This window comes from Cuneatibacter caecimuris (assembly GCF_004216775.1).
In the GTDB taxonomy this organism is placed as follows: Bacteria; Bacillota; Clostridia; order Lachnospirales; family Lachnospiraceae; genus Cuneatibacter; species Cuneatibacter caecimuris.
On record NZ_SGXF01000001.1, the window covers coordinates 496,142 to 517,960 of the forward strand.

General features: G+C 51.3%; 20 protein-coding genes. 2 read left to right on the forward strand and 18 right to left on the reverse strand.

What is annotated here, in order from left to right; translation table 11 throughout:
• Window positions 1-17 precede the first annotated feature (17 nt).
• The 9 genes from EV209_RS02365 to EV209_RS02405 form a co-directional block, all read right to left on the reverse strand.
• Window positions 18-950, reverse strand: coding sequence for a GDSL-type esterase/lipase family protein (locus EV209_RS02365; protein ID WP_130432677.1), 933 nt, complete (start codon window positions 948-950; stop codon window positions 18-20).
• Window position 951: 1 nt separating this feature from the next.
• The gene (gene holA, locus EV209_RS02370; RefSeq protein WP_130432679.1) at window positions 952-1,947 is read right to left on the reverse strand and encodes a DNA polymerase III subunit delta; all 996 of its coding nucleotides are present in this window, start codon (window positions 1,945-1,947) and stop codon (window positions 952-954) included.
• A gap of 18 nt (window positions 1,948-1,965) precedes the next feature.
• Entirely contained in the window at window positions 1,966-2,385 is a 420-nt protein-coding gene (locus tag EV209_RS02375) for an HIT family protein (RefSeq protein WP_130432681.1), read from the reverse strand.
• 89 nt (window positions 2,386-2,474) lie between these two features.
• The gene (locus tag EV209_RS02380; protein WP_279387335.1) at window positions 2,475-4,847 is read right to left on the reverse strand and encodes a DNA internalization-related competence protein ComEC/Rec2; all 2,373 of its coding nucleotides are present in this window, start codon (window positions 4,845-4,847) and stop codon (window positions 2,475-2,477) included.
• 47 nt (window positions 4,848-4,894) lie between these two features.
• Complete coding sequence (locus EV209_RS02385) at window positions 4,895-5,815, reverse strand: GerMN domain-containing protein (RefSeq protein WP_165388787.1); 921 nt, start codon at window positions 5,813-5,815, stop codon at window positions 4,895-4,897.
• 14 nt (window positions 5,816-5,829) lie between these two features.
• Window positions 5,830-7,293, reverse strand: coding sequence for a sensor histidine kinase (locus EV209_RS02390; protein ID WP_130432687.1), 1,464 nt, complete (start codon window positions 7,291-7,293; stop codon window positions 5,830-5,832).
• Window positions 7,250-7,936, reverse strand: a complete 687-nt coding sequence (locus tag EV209_RS02395) for a response regulator transcription factor (RefSeq protein WP_130432689.1) — start codon at window positions 7,934-7,936, stop codon at window positions 7,250-7,252. Before EV209_RS02395 ends, EV209_RS02390 begins: the two co-directional genes overlap by 44 nt.
• Before the next feature lie 14 nt (window positions 7,937-7,950).
• Window positions 7,951-8,610, reverse strand: a complete 660-nt coding sequence (locus EV209_RS02400) for a helix-hairpin-helix domain-containing protein (protein WP_130432691.1) — start codon at window positions 8,608-8,610, stop codon at window positions 7,951-7,953.
• 87 nt (window positions 8,611-8,697) lie between these two features.
• Window positions 8,698-9,129: a DMT family transporter gene (locus EV209_RS02405; RefSeq protein ID WP_330520627.1), complete on the reverse strand. Its 432-nt coding sequence runs from the start codon at window positions 9,127-9,129 to the stop codon at window positions 8,698-8,700.
• A 167-nt stretch (window positions 9,130-9,296) separates the two neighbouring features.
• On the opposite strand from EV209_RS02405, the gene EV209_RS02410 reads away from it, so the two are divergent.
• A complete protein-coding gene (locus tag EV209_RS02410; RefSeq protein ID WP_130432693.1) occupies window positions 9,297-10,148 on the forward strand; it encodes an aldo/keto reductase in 852 nt (283 codons plus the stop codon).
• Between the two features lie 223 nt (window positions 10,149-10,371).
• On the opposite strand, the gene EV209_RS02415 is transcribed toward EV209_RS02410, so the two are convergent.
• Genes EV209_RS02415 through argC form a run of 4 tightly spaced genes read right to left on the reverse strand, consistent with a single transcriptional unit; the run spans window position 10,372 to window position 14,730 of the window.
• Complete coding sequence (locus EV209_RS02415) at window positions 10,372-11,559, reverse strand: aspartate aminotransferase family protein (protein WP_130432695.1); 1,188 nt, start codon at window positions 11,557-11,559, stop codon at window positions 10,372-10,374.
• Window positions 11,546-12,439 carry an acetylglutamate kinase gene (gene argB, locus EV209_RS02420; protein WP_130432697.1) on the reverse strand — a complete coding sequence of 298 codons (894 nt, stop codon included), beginning with the start codon at window positions 12,437-12,439 and terminating at the stop codon, window positions 11,546-11,548. Before argB ends, EV209_RS02415 begins: the two co-directional genes overlap by 14 nt.
• Before the next feature lie 13 nt (window positions 12,440-12,452).
• On the reverse strand, window positions 12,453-13,676 hold the full coding sequence (argJ, locus tag EV209_RS02425) for a bifunctional glutamate N-acetyltransferase/amino-acid acetyltransferase ArgJ (RefSeq protein ID WP_130432699.1): 1,224 nt from the start codon (window positions 13,674-13,676) through the stop codon (window positions 12,453-12,455).
• Window positions 13,677-13,689: 13 nt separating this feature from the next.
• Complete coding sequence (gene argC / locus EV209_RS02430) at window positions 13,690-14,730, reverse strand: N-acetyl-gamma-glutamyl-phosphate reductase (protein WP_130432701.1); 1,041 nt, start codon at window positions 14,728-14,730, stop codon at window positions 13,690-13,692.
• 254 nt (window positions 14,731-14,984) lie between these two features.
• On the opposite strand from argC, the gene EV209_RS02435 reads away from it, so the two are divergent.
• The gene (locus tag EV209_RS02435) at window positions 14,985-16,202 is read left to right on the forward strand and encodes an argininosuccinate synthase (RefSeq protein ID WP_130432703.1); all 1,218 of its coding nucleotides are present in this window, start codon (window positions 14,985-14,987) and stop codon (window positions 16,200-16,202) included.
• A 199-nt stretch (window positions 16,203-16,401) separates the two neighbouring features.
• On the opposite strand, the gene EV209_RS02440 is transcribed toward EV209_RS02435, so the two are convergent.
• The 5 genes from EV209_RS02440 to EV209_RS02460 all read right to left on the reverse strand — a co-directional run bounded on the left by EV209_RS02440 (window position 16,402) and on the right by EV209_RS02460 (window position 21,623).
• Window positions 16,402-16,833 (reverse strand): NUDIX hydrolase, encoded by a 432-nt coding sequence (locus EV209_RS02440; RefSeq protein WP_130432705.1) that lies wholly within the window; start codon window positions 16,831-16,833, stop codon window positions 16,402-16,404.
• A complete protein-coding gene (locus tag EV209_RS02445; RefSeq protein WP_165388788.1) occupies window positions 16,830-18,053 on the reverse strand; it encodes a M28 family metallopeptidase in 1,224 nt (407 codons plus the stop codon). Before EV209_RS02445 ends, EV209_RS02440 begins: the two co-directional genes overlap by 4 nt.
• Before the next feature lie 271 nt (window positions 18,054-18,324).
• Window positions 18,325-19,167: a carbohydrate ABC transporter permease gene (locus EV209_RS02450; protein WP_408609004.1), complete on the reverse strand. Its 843-nt coding sequence runs from the start codon at window positions 19,165-19,167 to the stop codon at window positions 18,325-18,327.
• A 2-nt stretch (window positions 19,168-19,169) separates the two neighbouring features.
• The gene (locus EV209_RS02455) at window positions 19,170-20,150 is read right to left on the reverse strand and encodes a carbohydrate ABC transporter permease (RefSeq protein WP_130432712.1); all 981 of its coding nucleotides are present in this window, start codon (window positions 20,148-20,150) and stop codon (window positions 19,170-19,172) included.
• Between the two features lie 78 nt (window positions 20,151-20,228).
• Complete coding sequence (locus EV209_RS02460) at window positions 20,229-21,623, reverse strand: ABC transporter substrate-binding protein (RefSeq protein WP_130432714.1); 1,395 nt, start codon at window positions 21,621-21,623, stop codon at window positions 20,229-20,231.
• Window positions 21,624-21,819: the final 196 nt, after the last annotated feature.

Genomic DNA, 21,819 nt, shown 5'->3' on the forward strand with positions numbered 1-21,819 from the left:
GCCGCCCCTCTTTCTTCTCAGACCGCATGTTTTTTCAGATACTGATACCACTTCTGATAATAAGATTTGAGGAAATGTACGCCATCACTGCTGGCATCCGCCGGAAGCACGCCGTCAGCTGTCAGGGCTTCATTGATATTCACAAAACACACGCCCTGTTCCTGCGCCATTTTCAAAAATATCTCATTAAAGTGGTTGATCTTGTCATTATTCACATAGTCGCCCTTCGCGGAACGCTCGGCAGTCACATTTACCACGCTCTGGACATATATTATGGCTTCTGGCATGGTGGACTGGATCAGGTCAATCAGCTGGTTATAATACTGCAGGACTTCCCAGTCTTCATACCCTGTTTCATTGATTCCAAACCCAATGTATACCTTGCCAAAGCTTTTATCAGCCTGCAGCGCTTCCTGAAGCGTTACCTTTGTTTCAGAAGACGCGCCCTCAGGCCTGTTTTTCAGCGCTGTTTGAGGAATAAAGGGTTTTGTCATGGCTGTTTTGGCAGCAGCCCCTGTATCCGTGTAGAAAGTAGCCCCCATGATTCCCGAATGCATCTGGAATCCAATGGTTCTGGAATCCCCGATAAACAGTGCATCCTTAAAATAGTCGTCTCCTGCCTCAGGTGTCTGGGACAGCGGATATGTAATCCTGGACGGATCAAAGGCCTGCCCGGCAGTTGACTCTGGCGCCGCCGACTCAGAGCCTCCCGGGTTTTCCCCGGATGCGGATTCACCGGCGTTTCCGCTTCCGGAATAATTTTCTGTGTTTTCTGCAGTCTTGGATGATTCTTCCCCGTCTTTCCCGGAGCGGTTTCTCAGATACAGGCCGCCTGCCACAGCTGCAAGAATCAACACGACAATGACCAATATCAGAATCAGTTTATTATCCGGCTCCAACCCTCTTCTTCCGCGCCTGCGGCGCACCGGCCTGTTCATCCCATATTCCATTCTATTTTACTCCAATCTCTTTTCGTCTTGCAATGCGGACGATCAGCAGTTCTACCGCCAATTTTTCTGCCATCGCCCCGCTCTTTACCGATTCTTCTGTTTCCACACAAAGATTCAGGCAGCCGCGCAATTCTTCTTTTTCAAATGATCGTGCCTGCCCTATTAATTTGCCCGCAATAAATGGACGCAGCTTCATAGCTGAGGCGATCCCATCTCTGTTCTGCCCGGCCATCATCAGATCCTTCACTGTCAGCAGCTGGTTCATCTGGCGGGCCAGCAGGAACAGAATACGCATAGATGGCTCCTTCAAGGCCAAAAGATCGTAGTACAGTTCCAGCGCCTGCCGTTCTCTTCCCGCGGCCACAGCTTCCAGCATCTCGAAGATCCGTCCCGCTGTCTGCTGGGTGCAGATTTCCTCCACATCCTGAGCCGTAATCCCCTCTTTTCCTTCTGTAAAAGAGATCAGCTTATCCAGCTCGCTGCGAATCTGCTCCATATCTTCTCCTGACCGCTGCAGAAATAGCTCCATGGCCTGACCTGTGATCTGCCGCTTTTCCCGGCCTAAAAGCTGAAGAACCCACCGCCGCAGCTCAGATTCCTTCTGCCTTCCCAGTTCCGCCGCATACCCAAGAGAAGCCACTTTTTTATATAGCCTCCCCCGCTTATCCACTTCCTGTTCCGAAAACAGAAGAACCGTGCTCTCCGGCAGCTGTTCCATATAATCCGCCCATTCCTGGGCCTGAACCTTGAACAGCCCGGTATCCTCCAGGATGATCAGCCGCCTTTCTGCCAGAAAGGGCAGGGTTTCCGCCAGGTCCCGAACCTGCGCAAAATCCACGCCCTTCCCCCCAAAACTGCTGCAGTTCATCTCATCTCCGCCGGCAATGGCATCCCGAAGCCGGTTTCTGTAGCTGCGCCTTAAAAATGCCTCTTCACCGTACAGCAAATAGATATGATGAAAATTTTTATCCCGGATGTCCCGGTTCAATGTCTGCATGCCGTGAAAACTCCTATGTTATAATGCTGCTTTAATTTTTTCAATCATCTCGCCATACTCTTCCTCGCTCAGATATTTCTGATCAGGATTCATGGCGAACACTCCGCCCCACTCAGCCTGTCCATTATACTTGGGCACCAGATGGAAATGCAGATGGCAGCCGGTATCCCCATATGCCCCATAATTCACCTTATCCGGATGGAATGCCTTGTGCAGGGCTTCCGCCACACGATTGATCTCCTCGAAATACCGGGCGCGCTCTTCCGGAGCCAGCGCTGTCATTTCACTGACATGCTTTTTATGGGCCACGATTACTCTGCCGGGATGGCTCTGTTCTTTAAACAGGTACAGCTTGGACTCCTCAAATTCACAGATTTTGATGCCGAACTTGGCGACCAGTTCTCCCTCCATACAATATGCGCAATTTTGATCTGTCATAACATCCTCCTCTGATTTCTCATCAATTTATCTGCTTTACAGTATAACAGTTTTTCTTTCTGAATGCAATCAGGATTATTGCCATTTCTTCACTCCCCCAGATACCCTTCCGGCGGGGCGTTTTTGCCCGGAACAATCCTCACCATCCCCGACTGAAGAGTCTGAAAGATCCGTATTCCCCGTCCCTCCAGCCTTTTGATCAGTTCCCGGTGAGGATGGCCGTAAGAATTTCCCTCTCCTGCCGAGATCACCGCATATTGAGGATCCGCCAGTTCCAGAAATTTAACGCTGGTAGAAAAACGGGAGCCATGATGGGCAACTTTCAGCACATTGCAGGACAGATCCGCGCCGGACCGCAGCAGCGCGTCTTCCCCAGCCTGATCCAAATCCCCTGTCAGCAGAATACGGAAATCTCCTGATATGATCTTCAGCACAGTAGAATAGGAATTTGTTTCCGTCCAGGAGAATCTGTCAGGCGGGTGAAGACAGCGGATCTCCGTTTCACCGCCCTTCCAGCAGTCTCCGGCTTTCAGCAGCCGCACAGGTACCCCGGACCGTTTCGCGGCCTCCTCCAGCTGCCGGTAATTCTCATCGGGATGCAGAATGTCCGGAAGCACCAGTTCTCCTATGGGAAATCCTTCTTCCATCAGCTGCCGCAGGCCGCTGATGTGATCTTCATCCCCATGGCTCACCACCGCACAGTCGATCCGGCTGACTCCCTGGCTCTGCAGGTAGGGCACAAGACACTCTTCCCCCAGATTTTTCCGGCTGCTGCTTCCCCCGTCGATCATAAATACCGTTCCCTCTCCCGTGTAAAGCATCAGCCCGTCCCCCTGCCCAACATCCAGAATATCCAGATGCGCCCAGGACGCAGAATCCGCCCTCAGCCAAAACAATCCCGCGGCCAATAAAACCACTGCCGCCGGAACAGCAATCCTTGCGCCCGGGATTTTCCGGCCGCATCTTTGCGGCCCGCTTTTCCTGACGGCAGTCCTCAAAGCGCAACAGATCAAAGAAAGAACCACATAATACACAATAATCTTCCACAGTTCCGGGATTCCAGGAACCTGAACCGCTCCCGGCAGTTCTCCCGCCGCAAGACAGAGCCGCTGGTAAAAACCAAACACCCACCTTCCGGCTCCCAGCAAAAAGCTCCCTGCTGCATTTGTAACCAGCCCCCAGAATATCCCCGCAAACCCGGAAAGGAATACCACGGTCATCAACGGAATTACAGCCAGATTCAGCAGCAGGCCATAGGGCGGCCAGATAAAAAAATGGCTGCACAGCGCCGGCAGTGTCCCCAGCTGTACAGATATGGACAGCAGCAGCGCATCTTTCACTCCTATAAAAATCTTACCAGTTCTTCCGCCGGGCAGCCTGTCCCAGTTTCGCAGAGCCAAAAAGATCGTTCCGGCCGAAAGCACAGACAGAAAGGACAGCTGAAAACCGCTCTGGAACAACTGCAGAGGTTCCTGCCACAGAATGCCCAGCGCTGCCGCACTGAGAGCCGTCTGGGTATCGTATGTCCTCCCAAGGCAGCCGGACAGCAGCTGGACCCCATACATCGAAGCAGCCCGGACAGCCGAAACGCTTCCCCCGGTCATCCATCCGTATGCGGCCACAAACAGAAAACCTGACGCCCCTGCGCTCCAGTATCCTGCTCCGGCTTTCCTGAGCAAGGCCCAGACCCCGGCCCCGGCCAGGGAAATATGCAGTCCGGATATGGCCAGAATATGGGCGATCCCATTTTGCTGATACAGGCTGCGCACCTCCTGATCCTGCCCGGATTTATCTCCCAGGAGCATGGAGCAGAACAGCGCCCCGTCCTCCTCTCCGGCCATCTCCTTCAGGCTGCCTGACAGCCGCTCCCGCAGATGCAGCAGAAAAGCGCTGGCCACATTTTTTTGCCCGGATTTTCCTTCCAGCTTTCCTTCCCTCAAAAAGCAAAGAATCCGCTGGGCTCTGTAATAAGCCCTGAAATCAAATTCTCCCGGATTCCTCGCGCTCCTGGGAAGCTGCAGTTTTCCTCTGATCCGTACCCGCTCCCCGGGCTCCGCGGCTGTATCCCAGCCGCAATCAGCCAGAATCCTCCCATCTCCGGACAGCTCAAAATCTTTCCCTTCCATCCTGACAAAGCAATGATCCAGGATGAGCTGGCGCCCGCCATTGCTGTTCCTGACAGCGGCAACCCTGCCTTCAACCAAACCCGCGCAGCCTCGTGTCATCTTTTCCAGTTCAGATTCCAGTTCCGTCACTCTGTCTGCATCCGACAATAATAAAAAGCCTGACACAAAACTGAACCCTGCGCAAGCCAAAAAGACAGCCGTCCAGATGAAAAAGCGTTTCTTTTCAACAACACCGGCAGCTGCCCGCAACCCTGTTCCTGCCATTGCCGCGCCTCCCGCACAGAGCCAAATCAACCCGGCCTGCTGCGGATACCGCGCACACAGCTCTCCAAGCACAAATGCAGCGGCGCACCAAAGCAATGGTCTTTCTATATGTTTTCCCCCTATTCAGTCTTCACTCTGCTCAAATCCCTCTCCAGAGGTTTTTCCAGCGAAACCTCCTTCAGCATCAGCCCGGAGTTCCCTTCCACTGATATCTGCACCTTATTGATTCCCGGCAGCTCTGTCAGGGAATTTACTATGGAATACACAGTGACCGCCCCCGTCAGGTCAGGGGCTTCTTCAATAAACTCACTGCTCAGGTTCACATAGCATATGCTGTCTTTTGTAGATACATTTAAAATTTTTAAATCCTGCGGCATGACCGGATGAAGGCTGCTGCCCTCTGACGGTCCCGCAATCAGTTCTTCCACTACCTGCCGTTCCATGGAAATTGTCCCATAATACTGGATTTCTCTCTCTTCTTTTTCCAGCTGCTTATCATCCGCACCTGCAAAATACAGGTTCAGCACAGTCGTTTTAATATCTTTCCAGGTGCTGTCCACAAAACTGTCGGCAGACATATTTCCCACGACTTCCTGGTCGTTCCCAGTCAAAGGCTGATTTTCCACCCGGAAAGATACCCTGTCAATTCCCGGAATCTGTACCACTGTTTTCACGATTGCAGCCCGGCAGAGCACTTCTTCCTGCGCTTTCATTCTGGAATACTCCCCGCTGAAATTCAGCACAGCAGCGTGATCGGCAGCTTTCACCTGTACGCTCAGCAGGCGGACTGTATCAGGTATTGCCGGGACATATTCACTGACATTGCGGGAAACCCGCATCTGGTTCACTGCTTCTGCCAGCTGATTTTCAACGCCTTCTCCTCCAAGCTGATATGCCTGACGCACCAGGGAAGCCCCCGATATATCCAGATAATAGATATAGCACTGCCCTTCCGGCAGTGTTTCCTCTGCAGCCCCATCCTGCCCGCAGCCTGACAAAAACAGCAGGCAGAACAGGAAGCACCATAACCATTTTCTCATCCTTCTCATACCTCTCATGCAATATATGACAGAGGGATTCTCATCATAAAGGTGCTGCCCTCTCCCGCCCTGCTGTACATCTTAATGGCGCCATGGTGGAGGTTGATTACATTCTGTGTAATCGCCAGGCCAAGGCCTGTCCCTCCTGTTTCTCTGGACCGGGCCTTATCCACCCGGTAAAAACGTTCGAAAATATGTTGTGCCGCATCCTCCGGGATTCCCACTCCTGAATCAGCCACCTTCACAAAGAAGTATTTATGATCCGCATTCAGGGAAACATGAACCCATCCGTCATCTTTGTTGTATTTAATCGCATTCTCCACCAGATTCGTAATGGCCAGCGACAGCTTCACTTCATCTACCTCGGCCGTGATGGGGCGGAAACTTTCAAGAACCAGTTCAATGTTCCGTTTCTCTGCAATGGGGCGGAGCCGCTTGAGGATCCCTTCCACCAGCTCATTGATATTCACCTGGTCCAGATTCATCTCCGTAGCCGCCTTGTCCAGCTTAACCAAAGCAAGAAGATCGCTGATGATCTTGCTCTCCCGGTCGATTTCCTCTGATATATCTGCCATAAACTCCCGGTAAATTTCTGCCGGGACATTTTCCTGGGTCAGCAGAGAATCCGCCAGCACCCGCATAGAGGTGATCGGGGTCTTCAGCTCATGGGATACGTTGGAAACAAACTCCTGCCTGGAAGTATCCAGAGCTCTCAGCCGTCCGAGCACTGCCTGAAAACTGTCTGTAATCCCGCGGAGCTCCACATATCCGGCGTTTTCTATCACGATGTCGGATTCCCCTTCTCTGGCTTTTTCAACAGAAACCCGCACCCGTTTAAAAGGCCGCATCATCACCCAGGAAATCAGAAAGGCCACTGTCATCATCACCGCAGCGCAGAGCCACAGCAGAATATTGGCCTTGTGGCGCACAGAAAGCATCACTACTTCAATATTATTTACGGAAGCGCCTACGATCATCACTCCAGCTACATGGCTGTTCTGAGATCCCGCCAGCGGCATAGTAAATTCTATGTATTTTTTCTCACTGTTATAAAAGCTGTAGCGCTGCCCCTTAAAAGACTTCATTACAGCTTCTGATATATTGTATTTTCCCTCGTCCACAGACCGGGTATCCAGAACCACCCTGTACTGTGCGTCTATCAATTGGATACGCCCGTCGTACATCTCTGCGGCCTGTTCCAGCCTGCCGGCAATATCACTGTTTTTATCCGGCACATCCAGATAGCCGCTGGACAGGATCTGGTTCATATAGCCCAGGCTCAAACTCTGCATTTCGCTCATTCTCTGGCGGATCTGGGTGTCCTCATAGGAGGCCAGAAGAATTTCTTTGCAGATCACCAGCGGAAGCATGCCGAACACCATAATCAGAAAAATCAGGCTGAGGTGCAGGCTCTTATATTTTCTTAACTTTGTCCTAATTTTTAAAATAATAACCCACTCCCCACTTCGTATGAACATATTTAGGCTCGCTGGGACTGCTCTCAATTTTTTCTCTCAGCCGCCGCACGTGGACGTCCACGGTCCTCACGTCTCCGGGATATTCATATCCCCAGACGATATTCAGCAGATTATCCCTGCTGTACACCTTGCCAGGATTGTTTACCAGCAGCTCCAGAAGGTCAAATTCCTTGGCCGTCAGATTGATCTCACGGCCTTCAATAAAGCAGCGCCTGCCTTCACAGTCCAGCATCAGGTCTCCTGACTCGATCACGGCGGACTTCTCTTCCTTGGCATGTCCTTTCTGGCTTCTGCGCATGATGGCTTTGATCCTGGCTTTTACCTCCAGGATATTGAAAGGTTTCGTGATATAGTCATCCGCCCCGTATTCCAGGCCCAGGATCTTATCCATATCATCCCCGCGGGCTGTCAGCATAATGATGGGCATGTTGGAAAACTCCCTGATCTGCTGGCACACCTGAAATCCATCCATCTTGGGCAGCATAATATCCAGCAACACCACATCATATTCCGTTTTCCGGGCCAGCTCAAGGGCCTCTTCCCCGTCATACGCACAGTCCACCTGCATCTGGTCCTGCTCCAGACTGAAGCGGATGCCTTTTACAATCATCTTTTCGTCATCTACCACTAAAACCCTAGCCATCTGTTTCCCCTCTGTCACACCTTGATCAGGTGTTTGATCTTTTCATAAGATGCTTCCTTAATACCGGAAACATTCGTAATATCTTCAATTCGCTGAAAGGGACCATGGGTGGCGCGGTAATCCAGCACCGCCTGCGCCCTGGTCTCTCCGATCCCCGGAAGCGTCATCAGCTCTGCCAGAGACGCCCGGTTTATATCCACCAGTCCGTCGGCTGCCGGACCTTCCGCAAGTTCCGTCATCACCGCATCCGTGATGCCCTGCGCAGCTTCCTCTTCTGTCGGAATCCTGATCCTCTGGCCATCTTCCAGCACCTGAGCCAGATTTACGGCATCAGCAGCGGCATCTTCACGCAGGCCGCCGGCCAGCTCCACGGCTTCATAGAGCCGGGAACCGGAAGCCATCCCGTATACGGCAGGATTTCTGACTGCGCCGCACAGATAGATAAAGATCTGCGCGTCTGAAACGCCTGAGAAAGTATCCTCCGGTTCACTGCCCGCAGCAGAACTGACATTATTCTGTTCGGAACTCTCCCGCTGCGCAAAGCCGCCTGTTTCCCAATCCGGCGCGTTGTCCTCTGTTTCTCCGGAACCCAGAAGAGTGCCCAGGCTATACAAAATTGCCAGCAGAATCAGAGATCCTCCCAGAATCAACGGTTTTCCATATTTTTTCCACATATGCACCTGCACTTTCTGCCGGCACAATGCCCTTTCAGCCCGATACTACTATTCTACATGAACCTGACCGGGCTTGCAAGCTCTTTTTCAATCCCATTTAAACAGTGCGATTCCGCCCACAGCCAGCAGCATTCCGAACAGCTTGCGCCATTCGAATCCGGCTTTCTCCACGCCAAAGAGACCGAACAATTCTATCAGATATGCCACCAGTACCTGAGCTGTGACGATCAGCAGCGCCGCTTTTGCAGGGCCCAGGCTGTTCATGCTCATAATCACTGTAATTGTGATAAAGGCTCCGATCACACCGCCCAGCAGCATGTACCATGGATGCACAGAAAACAGAGACGACACGCTCTCCCTGCCGGTAATCAGCCACGCCGCCAGGCAGACGACAAAAGCCGTGATCTGTACAAACCCGGCCGCAACCCAGATACTGCTCTGCTTTGTCACCTCCGTATTGAACACACCCTGTACGCTCATCAAAGCCCCGGACAACAGTGCCAGCAATAATCCCACCATAAAAATTTCCTCCTGTTATTTGGTTTGATAATATTAATTATTATCCTGCCACAATCCGGGTTATTTATACATTTTTGTACTTTCCTCCCTTGACCGGAAATCCTTTATCGTGATACCATATTTTTATATCATGCGGCACAATTGCTTTTTAGATAAGGAGGTTTTCGATGAAATCACTGACAGATTGTTACGAATTAAACAATGGGGTGAAGATCCCCTGTATCGGTTTTGGCACTTGGCAGGCTCCTGACGGCCAGACTGCATATGAGGCTGTAAAGGCTGCTCTGGGCGCAGGCTACCGCCATATTGATACTGCTGCCGCCTATGGAAATGAAGAAAGCGTGGGAAAGGCGATTGCAGGCAGCGGCATAGACCGGAAAGAGCTCTTTGTCACCAGTAAGCTCTGGAATGAAATGCACGGATATGAGAATACGCTGAAAGGGTTTGACAAGACGCTGAAGGATCTGGGCCTGGATTATCTGGACCTTTATCTCATCCACTGGCCAAATCCCATAAAATACCGGGAACATTGGCAGGAAACGAACGCAGGCACCTGGAAAGCATTTGAAGAGCTGTACCGGGCCGGGCTCATCCGTGCCATTGGAGTAAGTAACTTCCTTCCTCACCACCTGGAAGAAATCTCTAAAACTGCTGAAGTGGCGCCCATGGTCAACCAGATCCGTCTGTGTCCCGGAGAAACCCAGCCCGAAGTTGTGAAATACTGCCGCAGCCACAATATGCTGCTGGAAGCATACAGTCCAATGGGTACCGGCCGTATCTTTGAAGTCCCCGAAATGAAAACTCTTGCAGAGAAATACGGCAGATCCATCGCTCAGATCTGTATCCGCTGGTCCCTGCAGATGGGATATCTCCCTCTTCCCAAGTCCGTCACTCCAGCCAGAATTCAGGAAAACACACAGGTCTTTGATTTTGAACTTTCTCCTGAAGATGTGTCTTTGATCGCAGGCCTCACCGAATGCTGCGGCCCCACAAGAGACCCGGACACCGCGCCCTTTTAAGTTGACAGCAACAAACCCTCCGGAGGATCGCACTGCTGCGTAAGGAATTGCGCCGCACCTGCGATACACCGCAGACAGGCAACTTTTCTCCAGGCTGGGGAATCCCCCCGGCAAAGAGGCGGCAGATAAAACGGAGGTGGCTATAGCCGTAAGGCATGGAGCCACCGGAGTTTTATCTGCCGCCTCTTCGCGATTCCCCCATTTTAATTTCTCTGAAAACGCCTCAATCCAGACAATTTTCCAGCTTCCGGATCATCTCATCCACATGCTCTTTTTCAACAATCAGCGGAGGAACAAACCGCAGAACATTTCCGGAAGCGCTGATCACAATCAGGCCCTGGTCCTGCGCCTTGCTGCAAACCTCTCCCACAGGCGTGCTTTCCACAAATTCCAGGCCCTGCAGCAGGCCCATCCCCCTGTGATCTTTAATACAGCTGTGCCGCTCTTTCAGTCCCTCTAACTGCTGGTACAGGTATTCTCCCACCTCTTTTGCGTGTTCCGGCAGCTTCCGTTCTTCAAACAAGTCCAGCACCTTTCCGGCAGCGGCGCACACCAGAGGGTTTCCCCCATAAGTGGTGCCGTGGTCTCCCGGAACCAGGGCGGCCGCAAACTCCTTACACAGGAAAGCCCCCACAGGCAGGCCGTTGCCCAGGGCTTTCGCCACCGTCAGCACATCCGGCTCCACGCCATAGTGCTGATAGCAGAACATCTTCCCCGTCCGCCCCATGCCGCACTGGATCTCATCAAATATCAGGAGAATATCCTTTTCATCACAGATCCTGCGCAAACCTTTTAAAAAGCCCTCTTCCGCCGGATAAATCCCGCCTTCTCCCTGGAACGTCTCCAGGATGACGGCGCAGGTCTTGTCTGTCACCAGATCTTTCACACTGTCCAGGTCATTGTATTCCGCAAATTTCACCCCGCCGATCAAAGGCTTGAACGGATCCTGATAAGCGGCTTTTCCGGTTACAGACAGCGCCCCCATGCTTCGGCCGTGAAAAGAATGGTTCATGGCTATGATCTCATGGTCCGTGCAGCCGTCTTTATTGTAGGCATATTTCCTGGCCAGCTTAATCGCGCCTTCAATGGCTTCCGTCCCGCTGTTGGTGAAAAATACCCGGTCCATGCCGGTCAGCCTGTTCAATTTCTCCGCCGTCTCAGCGGCAGGTTCATTATAGAACAAGTTGGAAGTGTGCACCAGTTTATCCGCCTGGGCTTTGACCGCATTGTCAAAGTCAGGATTGTGATACCCCAAAGCAAACACCGCAATTCCGGCCGCAAAATCCAGATACTGCTTGCCGTCGCAGTCATACAGATAAACGCCCTCCCCCCGGTCCAGCACCACAGGAAAACGGTTATAGGTATGCAGCAGGTTCGCCTCTGCTTTCTCTATGATTTCAGTTTTCTTCATGGAAATACCTCTCTCCTTCATCATGCAGAATCGCGGTCCCGATTCCTTTATCTGTAAAGATCTCCAACAGCAGGCAGTGTGCGATCCGTCCGTCCATGATATGTACTCTGGACACTCCGTGGAGGATGGCGTCCAGGCAGTTCTGCAGCTTTGGCAGCATCCCTCCGCCTACCTGGCCGCTGGCCAGAAGTTCTTTCATCTGTTCCACCGTCAGTTCTGAAATCAGGGAACTCTTATCCGCAGGGTCCCGGTATACCCCTTCCACATCAGTCAGAAACGCCAGCTTCTCCGCTTTCACCGCTCTGGCGATCGCGCAGGCCGCATCGTCCGCATTGATGTTATAGCTGTGGTATGTGCTGTCAAACCCAACCGGGCATATAATAGGAAGAAAGTCTTTCTCCAGAAGGTCATAAAGAATCTTGGGGTCCACTGTCTGGATTTCTCCCACATAACCGATATCTTCACCGCCGGACAGCTTTTTTCCCACTCGCAGCAGCATGCCGTCCTTGCCGGAAATCCCAACCGCCTTCACGCCCAGCTCCTGGGCCATGGCAACCAGGGACTTGTTCACCCGGTTCAGCACCATTTCTGCGATTTCCATGGTTTCTTCATCCGTAACCCGCAGACCGTTCACAAATTTGGGCTCCTTGCCCACTTTTCCAACCCAACGGCTGATGGCTTTTCCGCCGCCGTGGACAATAATGGGTTTGAATCCCACCAGCTTCAGCAGCACCACGTCCTGAATTACATGGCGCTGCAGCTCCTCGTCCGCCATGGCGCTTCCGCCGTATTTTACCACCACGATTTTGCGGTTAAACCGCTGTATATAAGGCAGGGCCTCTATGAGGGTCGCCGCCTTTTCCATGATTTTCTGATCCATTTTCCCTCTCCCGTCAGCTTCTGTAGTCTCCGTTAATTCTCACATAGTCATAGGTCAAATCACATCCCCAGGCCGTGGCGCTTTCTTCTCCCTGTTTCATGTCGCAGACCGCCCGGACTTCTTCCTGTGAAAGGATCTCCGTAGCCTTTTCCTCACTGTAGCCTGTATCCACGCCGTTTTCCACAATCTTCAGCCTCCCGGCGCTGCTCTCAAACCAGATATCCACCTGGCCGGGATCAAAATCCACGCCGGAATATCCCAGCGCGCACAGGATTCTTCCCCAGTTGGCGTCATGACCGAAAACAGCAGCCTTCGTCAGGCTGGAGCAGATCACCGACTTGGACAGAATTCTGGCGTCGGATTTCGTCCTGGCCCCAGTCACTGTCACTTCAAACAGGCAGGTGCATCCTTCCCCGTCTCCGGCAATTTTTTTGGAAAGCTCCACCATCACCTCATGAAGGGCTGCGCAAAAGTTTTCATAGCCCGGTCCGGGAGCCGTAATCTCCGGATTTTCCGCCATCCCGTTGGCCATCAGCAGCACGCTGTCATTGGTAGAAGTGTCTCCATCCACAGAAATCATATTGAATGTATCTTCCACATCGCCGCTCAGCGCCTTCTGCAGCATTTCATGGGAAATTGCCGCGTCCGTGGTCACAAAGCAGAGCATGGTTGCCATATTGGGATGGATCATCCCGGAACCCTTGCACATGCCGCCCACAGTCACTGTTCTGCCGCCGATTTCCGTTTCCACGGCCACTTCCTTAGACCGCGTATCCGTGGTCATAATTGCCTCCGCGGCCAGTCTGGAATGCTCCCGGTCTTCCCCCAGAGCCTGCGCCAGAAGTCCGATCCCGGCTGTAATTTTATCCATGGGAAGCTGCTTCCCGATCACACCGGTGGATGCCACCAGCACCGCCTGTGTGGGCAGATCCAGCTGTCTGCCTGCTTCGGATGCCATGGCCACACAGCAGCCATACCCTTCCTCCCCGGTACAGGCATTGGCTATTCCGCTGTTCACCACCACTGCCTGCACATAATCCGAAGTATCCACTGCCAGTTTATCCCACTTGACAGGCGCAGCCTTCACCACATTGGTGGTAAATACGCCGGCCCCCCGGCAGGGAACCTGGCTGTAAATCATCGCCATGTCCTTTTTATCTGAATTTTTAATTCCGGCGTTCAATCCTGCCGCCAGAAACCCTTTCGGCGCAGTCACGCCTCCTTCAATACGCTTCATCTTTTCCGCCTCCTTACGGGAACATTGGCACCTGGTTCAGGCCGGTTTCCTCCGGCAGCCCAAACATCAGGTTCATATTCTGCACTGCCTGCCCTGCGGCTCCTTTTACCAGATTATCAATCGCTCCCATCATAATAATCCGCCCGGTCCGGGAATCAATTTTAAAATTGATATCCACATAGTTGCTTCCTTCCACCCATCTGGTTTCCGGAGGGACATCCTTTTCCAGCAGCCGGATAAAGGTCTCATTCTTATAATATTTCTCATAAGCTCCGCGCACCTCTTGTTCAGAAACGCTTTTCCTTAAGGCCGCGTACGCCGTCACCAGGATTCCCCTGTTCATGGGAACCAGATGAGGCGTAAAATTCAGCTTCACCTCACATCCGCCGGCATACCCCAGCTGCTCCTCGATCTCCGGCGTGTGCCGGTGGGTCGCCACCCCATACGCTTTTATGTTCTCATTCACTTCACAATACAGGTTTGCCACCTTGGCTCCGCGTCCGGCTCCGGAAGTCCCGGATTTCGCATCAATAATGATGCTGTCCGGGTCGATCAGCCCCTCTTTCACCAGAGGATAGATGGTCAGTATCGAACAGGTGGTATAGCATCCCGGGTTCGCCACAAGACGGGCTTTCTTCACATCTTCCCGGTTGATTTCACAGAGGCCGTAGACTGCCTCAGAAATAAATCCAGGGCTTTTGTGGGAAATCTTATACCATTCCTCATAAACCTTTACATCTTTGATCCGGAAATCCGCGCTCAGATCAATGATCTTTGCCTGTTCCAGCAGTTTCTCCGACATCATGGAAGCACAGAAACCCTGCGGCGTAGCAGTAAAGATCACATCAGCCTGCTTTGCAAGTTCTTCCATATTATCATCCAAACAAACCGCATCCACCAAACGGAACATGTTCCGGTACACAGAAGCGTACCTCTCATCTATATAGCTCCTGGAGCCGTACCACACAATTTCCGTTTCCGGATGCTGAAGCAGCAGCCGGACCAGTTCATTGCCGGCATATCCGGTGGAACCAATAATTCCTGCTTTTATCATTCTTTCTCTCCCTTTCACCGCCCTGTCAGGCTGCTTTTGTACTTCTTACAATATACTCCTGAGATTCCGGAATGTAAAGTGGTTTTACTCCTCCTTCAGGATTTCATAATTATACATTATTATTGTATATTATGCAATACATTTTTAATTTTTTCCTGAAAAACTATTGCATTTCCTTTTTTGATGTTGTATAGTAATGCAAGAACATACAGGTATAATTTGAATTCATAGGAAAGAATAGAAGGAGAAAAAACATGAAAGAGAAAGTAATTCTTGCGTACTCCGGCGGCCTGGACACCACCGCCATCATCCCCTGGCTGAAAGAAAATTACGACTATGACGTGGTCTGCTGCTGCATCAACGTGGGACAGGGCAACGAACTGGACGGCCTGGAAGAGCGGGCAAAGCTTTCCGGAGCAGAAAAGCTCTACGTCATGAACGTGGTGGACGAATTCTGCGATGAGTACGTGGTTCCCTGCGTACAGGCTAACGCAGTGTATGAAAATGCATATTTATTAGGAACCTCCATGGCCCGCCCCCTGATCGCGAAAATCCTGGTAGATGTGGCAAGAAAAGAAGGGGCAGTAGCCATCTGCCACGGCGCAACCGGAAAAGGCAACGACCAGGTCCGTTTCGAGCTGGGCATCAAAGCCCTGGCTCCTGACCTGAAGATCATCGCCCCCTGGAGATGCAATGAGACCTGGGGCATGAGCTCCCGGGAAGAAGAAATCGCCTATTGCAAAGCCCACGGCATCGACCTTCCCTTCTCCGCCGACAACAGCTACAGCCGCGACCGGAACCTGTGGCATATCAGCCATGAAGGCCTGGAGCTGGAAGATCCTGCTCAGAAACCCAACTATGACCACCTGCTGGTCCTGGGCGTGACCCCGGAAAAAGCCCCTGAAGAAGGCGAGCACATCTCCATTTCCTTTGAAAAAGGCGTTCCCGTGGCATTAAACGGCGTCAAAATGAAGGTTTCCGAAATCATCACAAAGCTCAATGAACTGGGCGGAAAAAACGGCGTGGGCATCATAGACATTGTGGAAAACCGCGTAGTCGGCATGAAATCCCGCGGAGTATATGAAACCCCCGGAGGAACCATCCTGATGGCCGCCCATCAGCAGCTGGAAGAACTGGTTCTGGACCGCGATATGATGGCATTCAAGAAAATTATAGGAGAAAAATTCTCCGACCTGGTATACGAAGGAAAATGGTTTACTCCTCTGCGCGAATCCCTGCAGGCTTTCATTGAAAAGTCCCAGGAATACGTGACCGGCGAGACCAAAATGAAGCTCTACAAAGGCAACATCATCAAAGAAGGCACCACAGCGCCTTATTCCTTATACAACGAAAGCATCGCCTCCTTCACCACCGGCGACCTGTACGACCACCACGACGCAGAAGGCTTTATCAATCTGTTCGGACTGTCCCTGAAAGTTAGGGCCATGAAAAAAGCCGAAGTGGAAAAATAAAACAGAAACCCCTTCACATATTTTTGAACGAAAAAAAGGTGCTGTGCTTGCACAATTAATCCATCATGAAAGTACAGCACCTTTTTCCAGCCAAGCCCGGAAATCCCCAGGCAAAGAGGCGGCAGATAAAACTCCGGCAGCTATAACCGTAAGGCATGGAGCCGCCGGAGTTTTATCTGCCGCCTCTTCGCGACTCCCCCTATTTCAGCCACCCCCTTCTTTCAGCCTCCTTCATTAATTCCGGCTGGATTTCCGGATAAGTCCACTGCTCCGGAAGACCGTCTGTCAAAATAATCTTCTCAATTTCACTGTGCAGCTCCGTCTCAAAGGATTTTACTTCCGCAAAATAGAGCATCCCAAAAGATTCCTGTCCGTCAAAATTGTCCGCCGCTGTCACAGAATACACACATATCCGCCTGATTGTAAACTCCAGCGCCCCTGTCTCTTCCCGCAGCTCTCTTGATGCGGTTTCATCAATCCTTTCCCCCGGTTCCCGGTGCCCTCCGGGAATCTCCAGCGTCTCCCTCTCCCTGTGCTTGCAGAATACGTTCTTTCCGCCATGCTTTGTGATGATCACCGCAAATTTTAAAAGACTGTCCTCTGCTTCATCATAAAATTTTACTATTTTCATCTTTTCCTCCTCTTAAGACTCGCCCACGCTACAGCTCCGCCGGCAAATACAAGACATGCGGCAGCTGCAGCCAGCCATATAACAATCGGCCGTTTCTGTTCTTCTGTCCCTTCCTCCTGCGTTGCCGTATCCCTCTCTTCTTTTTCTGTCTGTACAGGCGGAAGCCCAGTTTCTGTTATAGGCGCAGTCTGGGCAGCAGTATCTGAAGCTGTCTCTGCTGAAAAAGTAGTTTCCGGCACAGCTTCTGTCTCTTCCACCGCCTCCAAGAGCTGCCCCTCCGGCGTCAATCCGGTGCAGAGCCGGTATACCAGCCTGCTGTAAGCTGCCAAATGTTCCTCCGCCCTGCCCGGAAACAGAGATCTGATTTTTTCCAATTCGTCCCAGGGGCTGTGCATGATCTGTCCGCCCTCCACCCGGGAATCAGCAGTCTGCACACGGTGGGGCTTGTCGTTTCCGTCCTGATCGCTGTACAGGCTGGCCTCCAGATAAATATAGGGAATCCCCCTGTAGGCAAAGAACATCTGATCCGACCCCTGAACCCTGGTTCCCGCTGGGATTCCGCCGATTCCCGGATGGGTGGTCATCCCTAACCCATATTCTTCGGAGATTTCAAGGGCAAGCTTCTGCAGCCAGATTCCGGATACGGAACCGTCCTCCTGAGGAATGCCTCCGTGGACATATCTCCGGTCTCCCGCTGCGATGCTGTCCACATTGATCACACAGAGAATCCGTTCCTGTTCTTCCGCTGTCATCTGTTCCACATAGGCCTTAGACCCGATCATCCCGGCCTCTTCCCCGGACCAGTAAATAATCCGTACGGAGCAGGGAATGGATTTCCCCGCCAGCCGTTTTGCAGTTTCCAGTACCAAGCTGACTCCGCTGCCGTTATCATCCGCTCCGTGTGTGGCAAAATCAGAATCATAGTGGGCGCATAAAAGGATTTCCTTTTCACTGTTTCCTGTTTTCAGGGAAATCAGGTTCTGTCCCGCAGCCCCGTCCGGCATGGTAAACGGCTGGCGCTCCACCCGGTAGCCAAAGCTGTTCATCTGCCCTTCCAGCCAGTCCGCACAGGCATCCGCGCTGGCGGTTCCAGTCTCTCTTCCGGGGAAATCCTGATCCAGCATTTCCAGCATTCCAGCTGCAATATTACCGAAATTTTTAATGTTGTCTTCTTCCGCGGCAGCAGAAACAGCTGCGAAATAGCAGATTATGGCGGCCATGAATGCCGCCGTAAGTCTTTTTATTTTGTTTATTCTTTTTAGACGCATATATTTTCCCTGCCTGTTCGTTTTCTGTCTCAATAATTGCAGCTGGTTTTATTATATCTGGATAAGGGGAATTCTGCAAGGGGAGGCTGGAAGCTGATAGTTCGTAATTTTTGCATTTTCAGGAAAAAGAAAAAGAGCTGCGCGCTTTGTGGTTTGGCGCGGCAGCTCCTTTTCCAGTAAGTTTCATTAATCCATTTTTTATTAATTTGTTTCCCTGCTAATATCAGCCCTTCAGGCCGGAGGTTGCGATACCGTCTACAATATACTTCTGCAGACAGATAAACAGGATGATTACCGGCAGCAGGGACAGCGTACACATGGCGAACATGGCGCCCCAGTCGGAAACTGAGGTGGGATCGGCAAACTGCTTCACTGCGATGGAAACTGTATACAGCCTGGGCTCTGTCAAGTACAGCAAGGAACCCATATAGTCGTCCCATTTCCAGTAGAACGCGAAGATCGCGCAGGTAATCATCGCCGGCTTCAGCAGCGGCATGATAATTCTGGAAAAAATGGTAAACAGGGAACAGCCGTCGATCTTGGCCGCTTCATCCAGCTCACGGGGCAGTCCGGAAATGAACTGCATGCACATGAAGATGAAAAACGGTTTGCCGAAGAATTCCGGAACAATTACCGGCAGGAAGGAGTTGGTCCATCCGATACTTCCGAACATGATGTACTGCGGAATCATCAGCACCTGCGCGGGCAGCATCAGGGTCATCATCATGATCGCAAACCAAAGCCCCTTCAGCTTAAAATGCAGCCGGGAGAAACCATATGCTACAACAACGGAAGAAAATACACCGCCAATGGTGGACAAAATCGTGATGAAAAAAGAGTTGCGGAAAAATACGCTGAAAGACGTCCCGGCAAAACCGGCCCAACCATTTACGTAGTTCTCAAATACAAATTTGCTGGGGATCAGCTGGTTCACCGTGGTCAGTACATCGCCTGATTCCTTGAAGGAGCTGAACGCCATCCAGATAATCGGATAGATCATAATCAATCCGATCCCGCATACGATCACATGATAGACTGCAGTACCGATTTTATGCTTTGTCGACATTTTCATGCTGCCTTCACCCCTTTCTTCTTTTTCTTCTTGGGTTTGTCCCCATCGTCCGCCTCAGAGAATACCCAGGATTTGGACGTGATGAAAATAATGGCAGTAAAGAAGCCTACGATTGCCAGCAGAATCCACGCCTGCGCGGCAGCGTATCCAAACTTATTATACTTAAAAGAAGAATTATACAGGTACAGCACATACATCAAAGTCCTGTTGTTCGGTCCGCCCTGGGTGATGATCTGCGCCTGGGTGAATACCATAAAACCGTTGATGATCTGCATCACCAGGTTGAACAGAATGACCGGACTCAGCATAGGCAGCGTGATCTTGAAGAAACATCTCATTTTGCCGGCGCCGTCCATGGTGGCCGCTTCATAATATGTGGTGGGAATCTGTTTCAGCCCGGACAGGAAAATCAGCATGGAAGATCCGAACTGCCATACATACAAAATCACGATGGTCCAGAATGCCCAGTGAATATCTCCGATATAGGAGATCGTACTTTCAATTCCAAATAAACCAAGAATACCGTTGATCACGCCGTCCTGGCTCCAGATTGTACGCCACAGAACGGATACGGCAACGCTGCCGCCGATGATGGAAGGCAGATAATAGGCTGCGCGGTAAAATGCGATCATTTTACTCTTGCGATTGAGGATCATAGCAACAAACAACGCAAAAATCAGACGAAGGGGCACGGAAATCAGCGCAAAGGAGAACGTCACCTTCAAAGCCTGATAAAAAAGCCTGTCCTTTGTGAACAGATTAATGAAATTCTGAAGTCCTGCCCATTCAGGGGGGCTCAAAAGATCATACTTTGCAAACGCGAAATAAATAGATAACAGAATCGGAATCAGCATGAACAGCATGAAGCCCAGCAGCCAGGGGCCGATGAAAATATATCCCGCAAGTCCTTCGTTATCATACCAATGGCGCTTAATCCTGATATCCTTTTGTTTCGCCGGCTTAGTTTCAGCACTCATATAATACCTCCTAGTTTCCAATCCTATCAGAAGAAATGCGGAGGCGAACCCCCGCATTTCCCGCAATCAGTTCATGCATTAACCGAAGATCAGGGCCGCATCATTTTCAAATGTTTCCCATGCCTCGTCAGGAGTCGTCTCGCCGTACAGAACGGAGTGATAGCCGTCCTTGAATGCGTTGATTACTTCTGCTGCAACCTTCGGTTCAGGATTGTCAATCGCTCTGCAGTACTCGCCAACGCTGGAGATGAAGTCAAATGTATATGCCTGTTTCGGATCAACGGAAGACTTCAGGGCGTCACGTACGGACTGGCTTACCGGAACGCCGCGCTCTGCCAGCAGGATCTTGTTGGCATCCACATCTGTTACGAAATAGCTGATCACCTTGGCAGCCTCTTCAGGGTACTTGGAATCCTTGGTGATAGAGAAGAACTGGGAAGGCTTCAGATAGTTGCCCTTCTCTGTCGCGCCGTCAATCTTAGGCATCAGAACCAGATCCAGTTCATTATCGGGAGCGTTCTTTTCCAGGATGCCCTGATAATCTACATAGAAGTTGGAATAGGTCCATGCGCTTGCAGATTTGCCCTTCACAATGTCGCCGTCCTCGTTCGCCTTCCAGGTAACCTGCACAGCAGGGTCAACCAGCGCGCCGGAATCCACCATTTCCTTGATATCTGCCAGACACTTCTTATAAGCGTCGATGGTCTTATCCGTGAATCCGAAACCGGTTCCGTCTTCGTTGTACAGCGTCTCGCCAAAGCTGCGGGAGATGTACTCGATCAGCCACTTGGGATCCGAGATGAACGGGATATCGGAATGAACGCCGGTCTTTTCATAGATGGTCTTCACGGAAGATACCCACTCGTCCCAGGTCCAGTCGTTGGTAGGCATATCAACGCCTGCCTGCTCATATACAGTCTTGTTATAAATCACGCACAGAACGTTGGTTCCCAGAGACATTCCGTACAGTCCCTTGCCGTAAATGTTGCCGGAACTCAGGATGCTCTCATCGACCTTATCCAGTTCCATTACATCCTTGTACTGGTTCATGTCAACCAGCAGCCCCTTGTCCACGTAAGGCCCTATGTACGCGTAGTCCTGCTGCATAATATCCGGCAGGGCGTTGTTGGTGGTGAAACCGGACATTGTGGTCCAGTAATCGTCCCACTGATAGAACTGATAATCAAATTCGATATTGTTCTTCTCTCCGTAAGCATTCAGAACTTCCATGGTTCTGTCTGTTCTGGTCTGGCTGCCCCACCAGGAAACACGCATCTTGATCTTATCGCCGGATGCTGCGCTCTTCGTGGTCTCCGCCTCGCCGCCGCTCTTTGTAGTGGCTGCCTCTGTGGTCTTGTCTCCGCCCTGAGGCGCTGCGGTGGTGGTATCGGACGGTGTGCTTCCGCATGCCATCATGGATACAGCCATTGCTGCCGCTACAGATACGGACAGCGCTTTTTTGAATCTTCTCATAAAACTCTCCTCCTTTATATTTGAAAATCTTGGATTATTTTATCTAATCCCGGATTTCCAGAATTGTGCACTGGATATTATGCACATAACTCTTATGTCCTGTATTATATTACATTGTGCATATTTTGTAAAGTCCTTTTTTGAATTTTTTTCCGAAATGGTGTATTTTTTTATTTTCCATGTAGAAACACTTGCC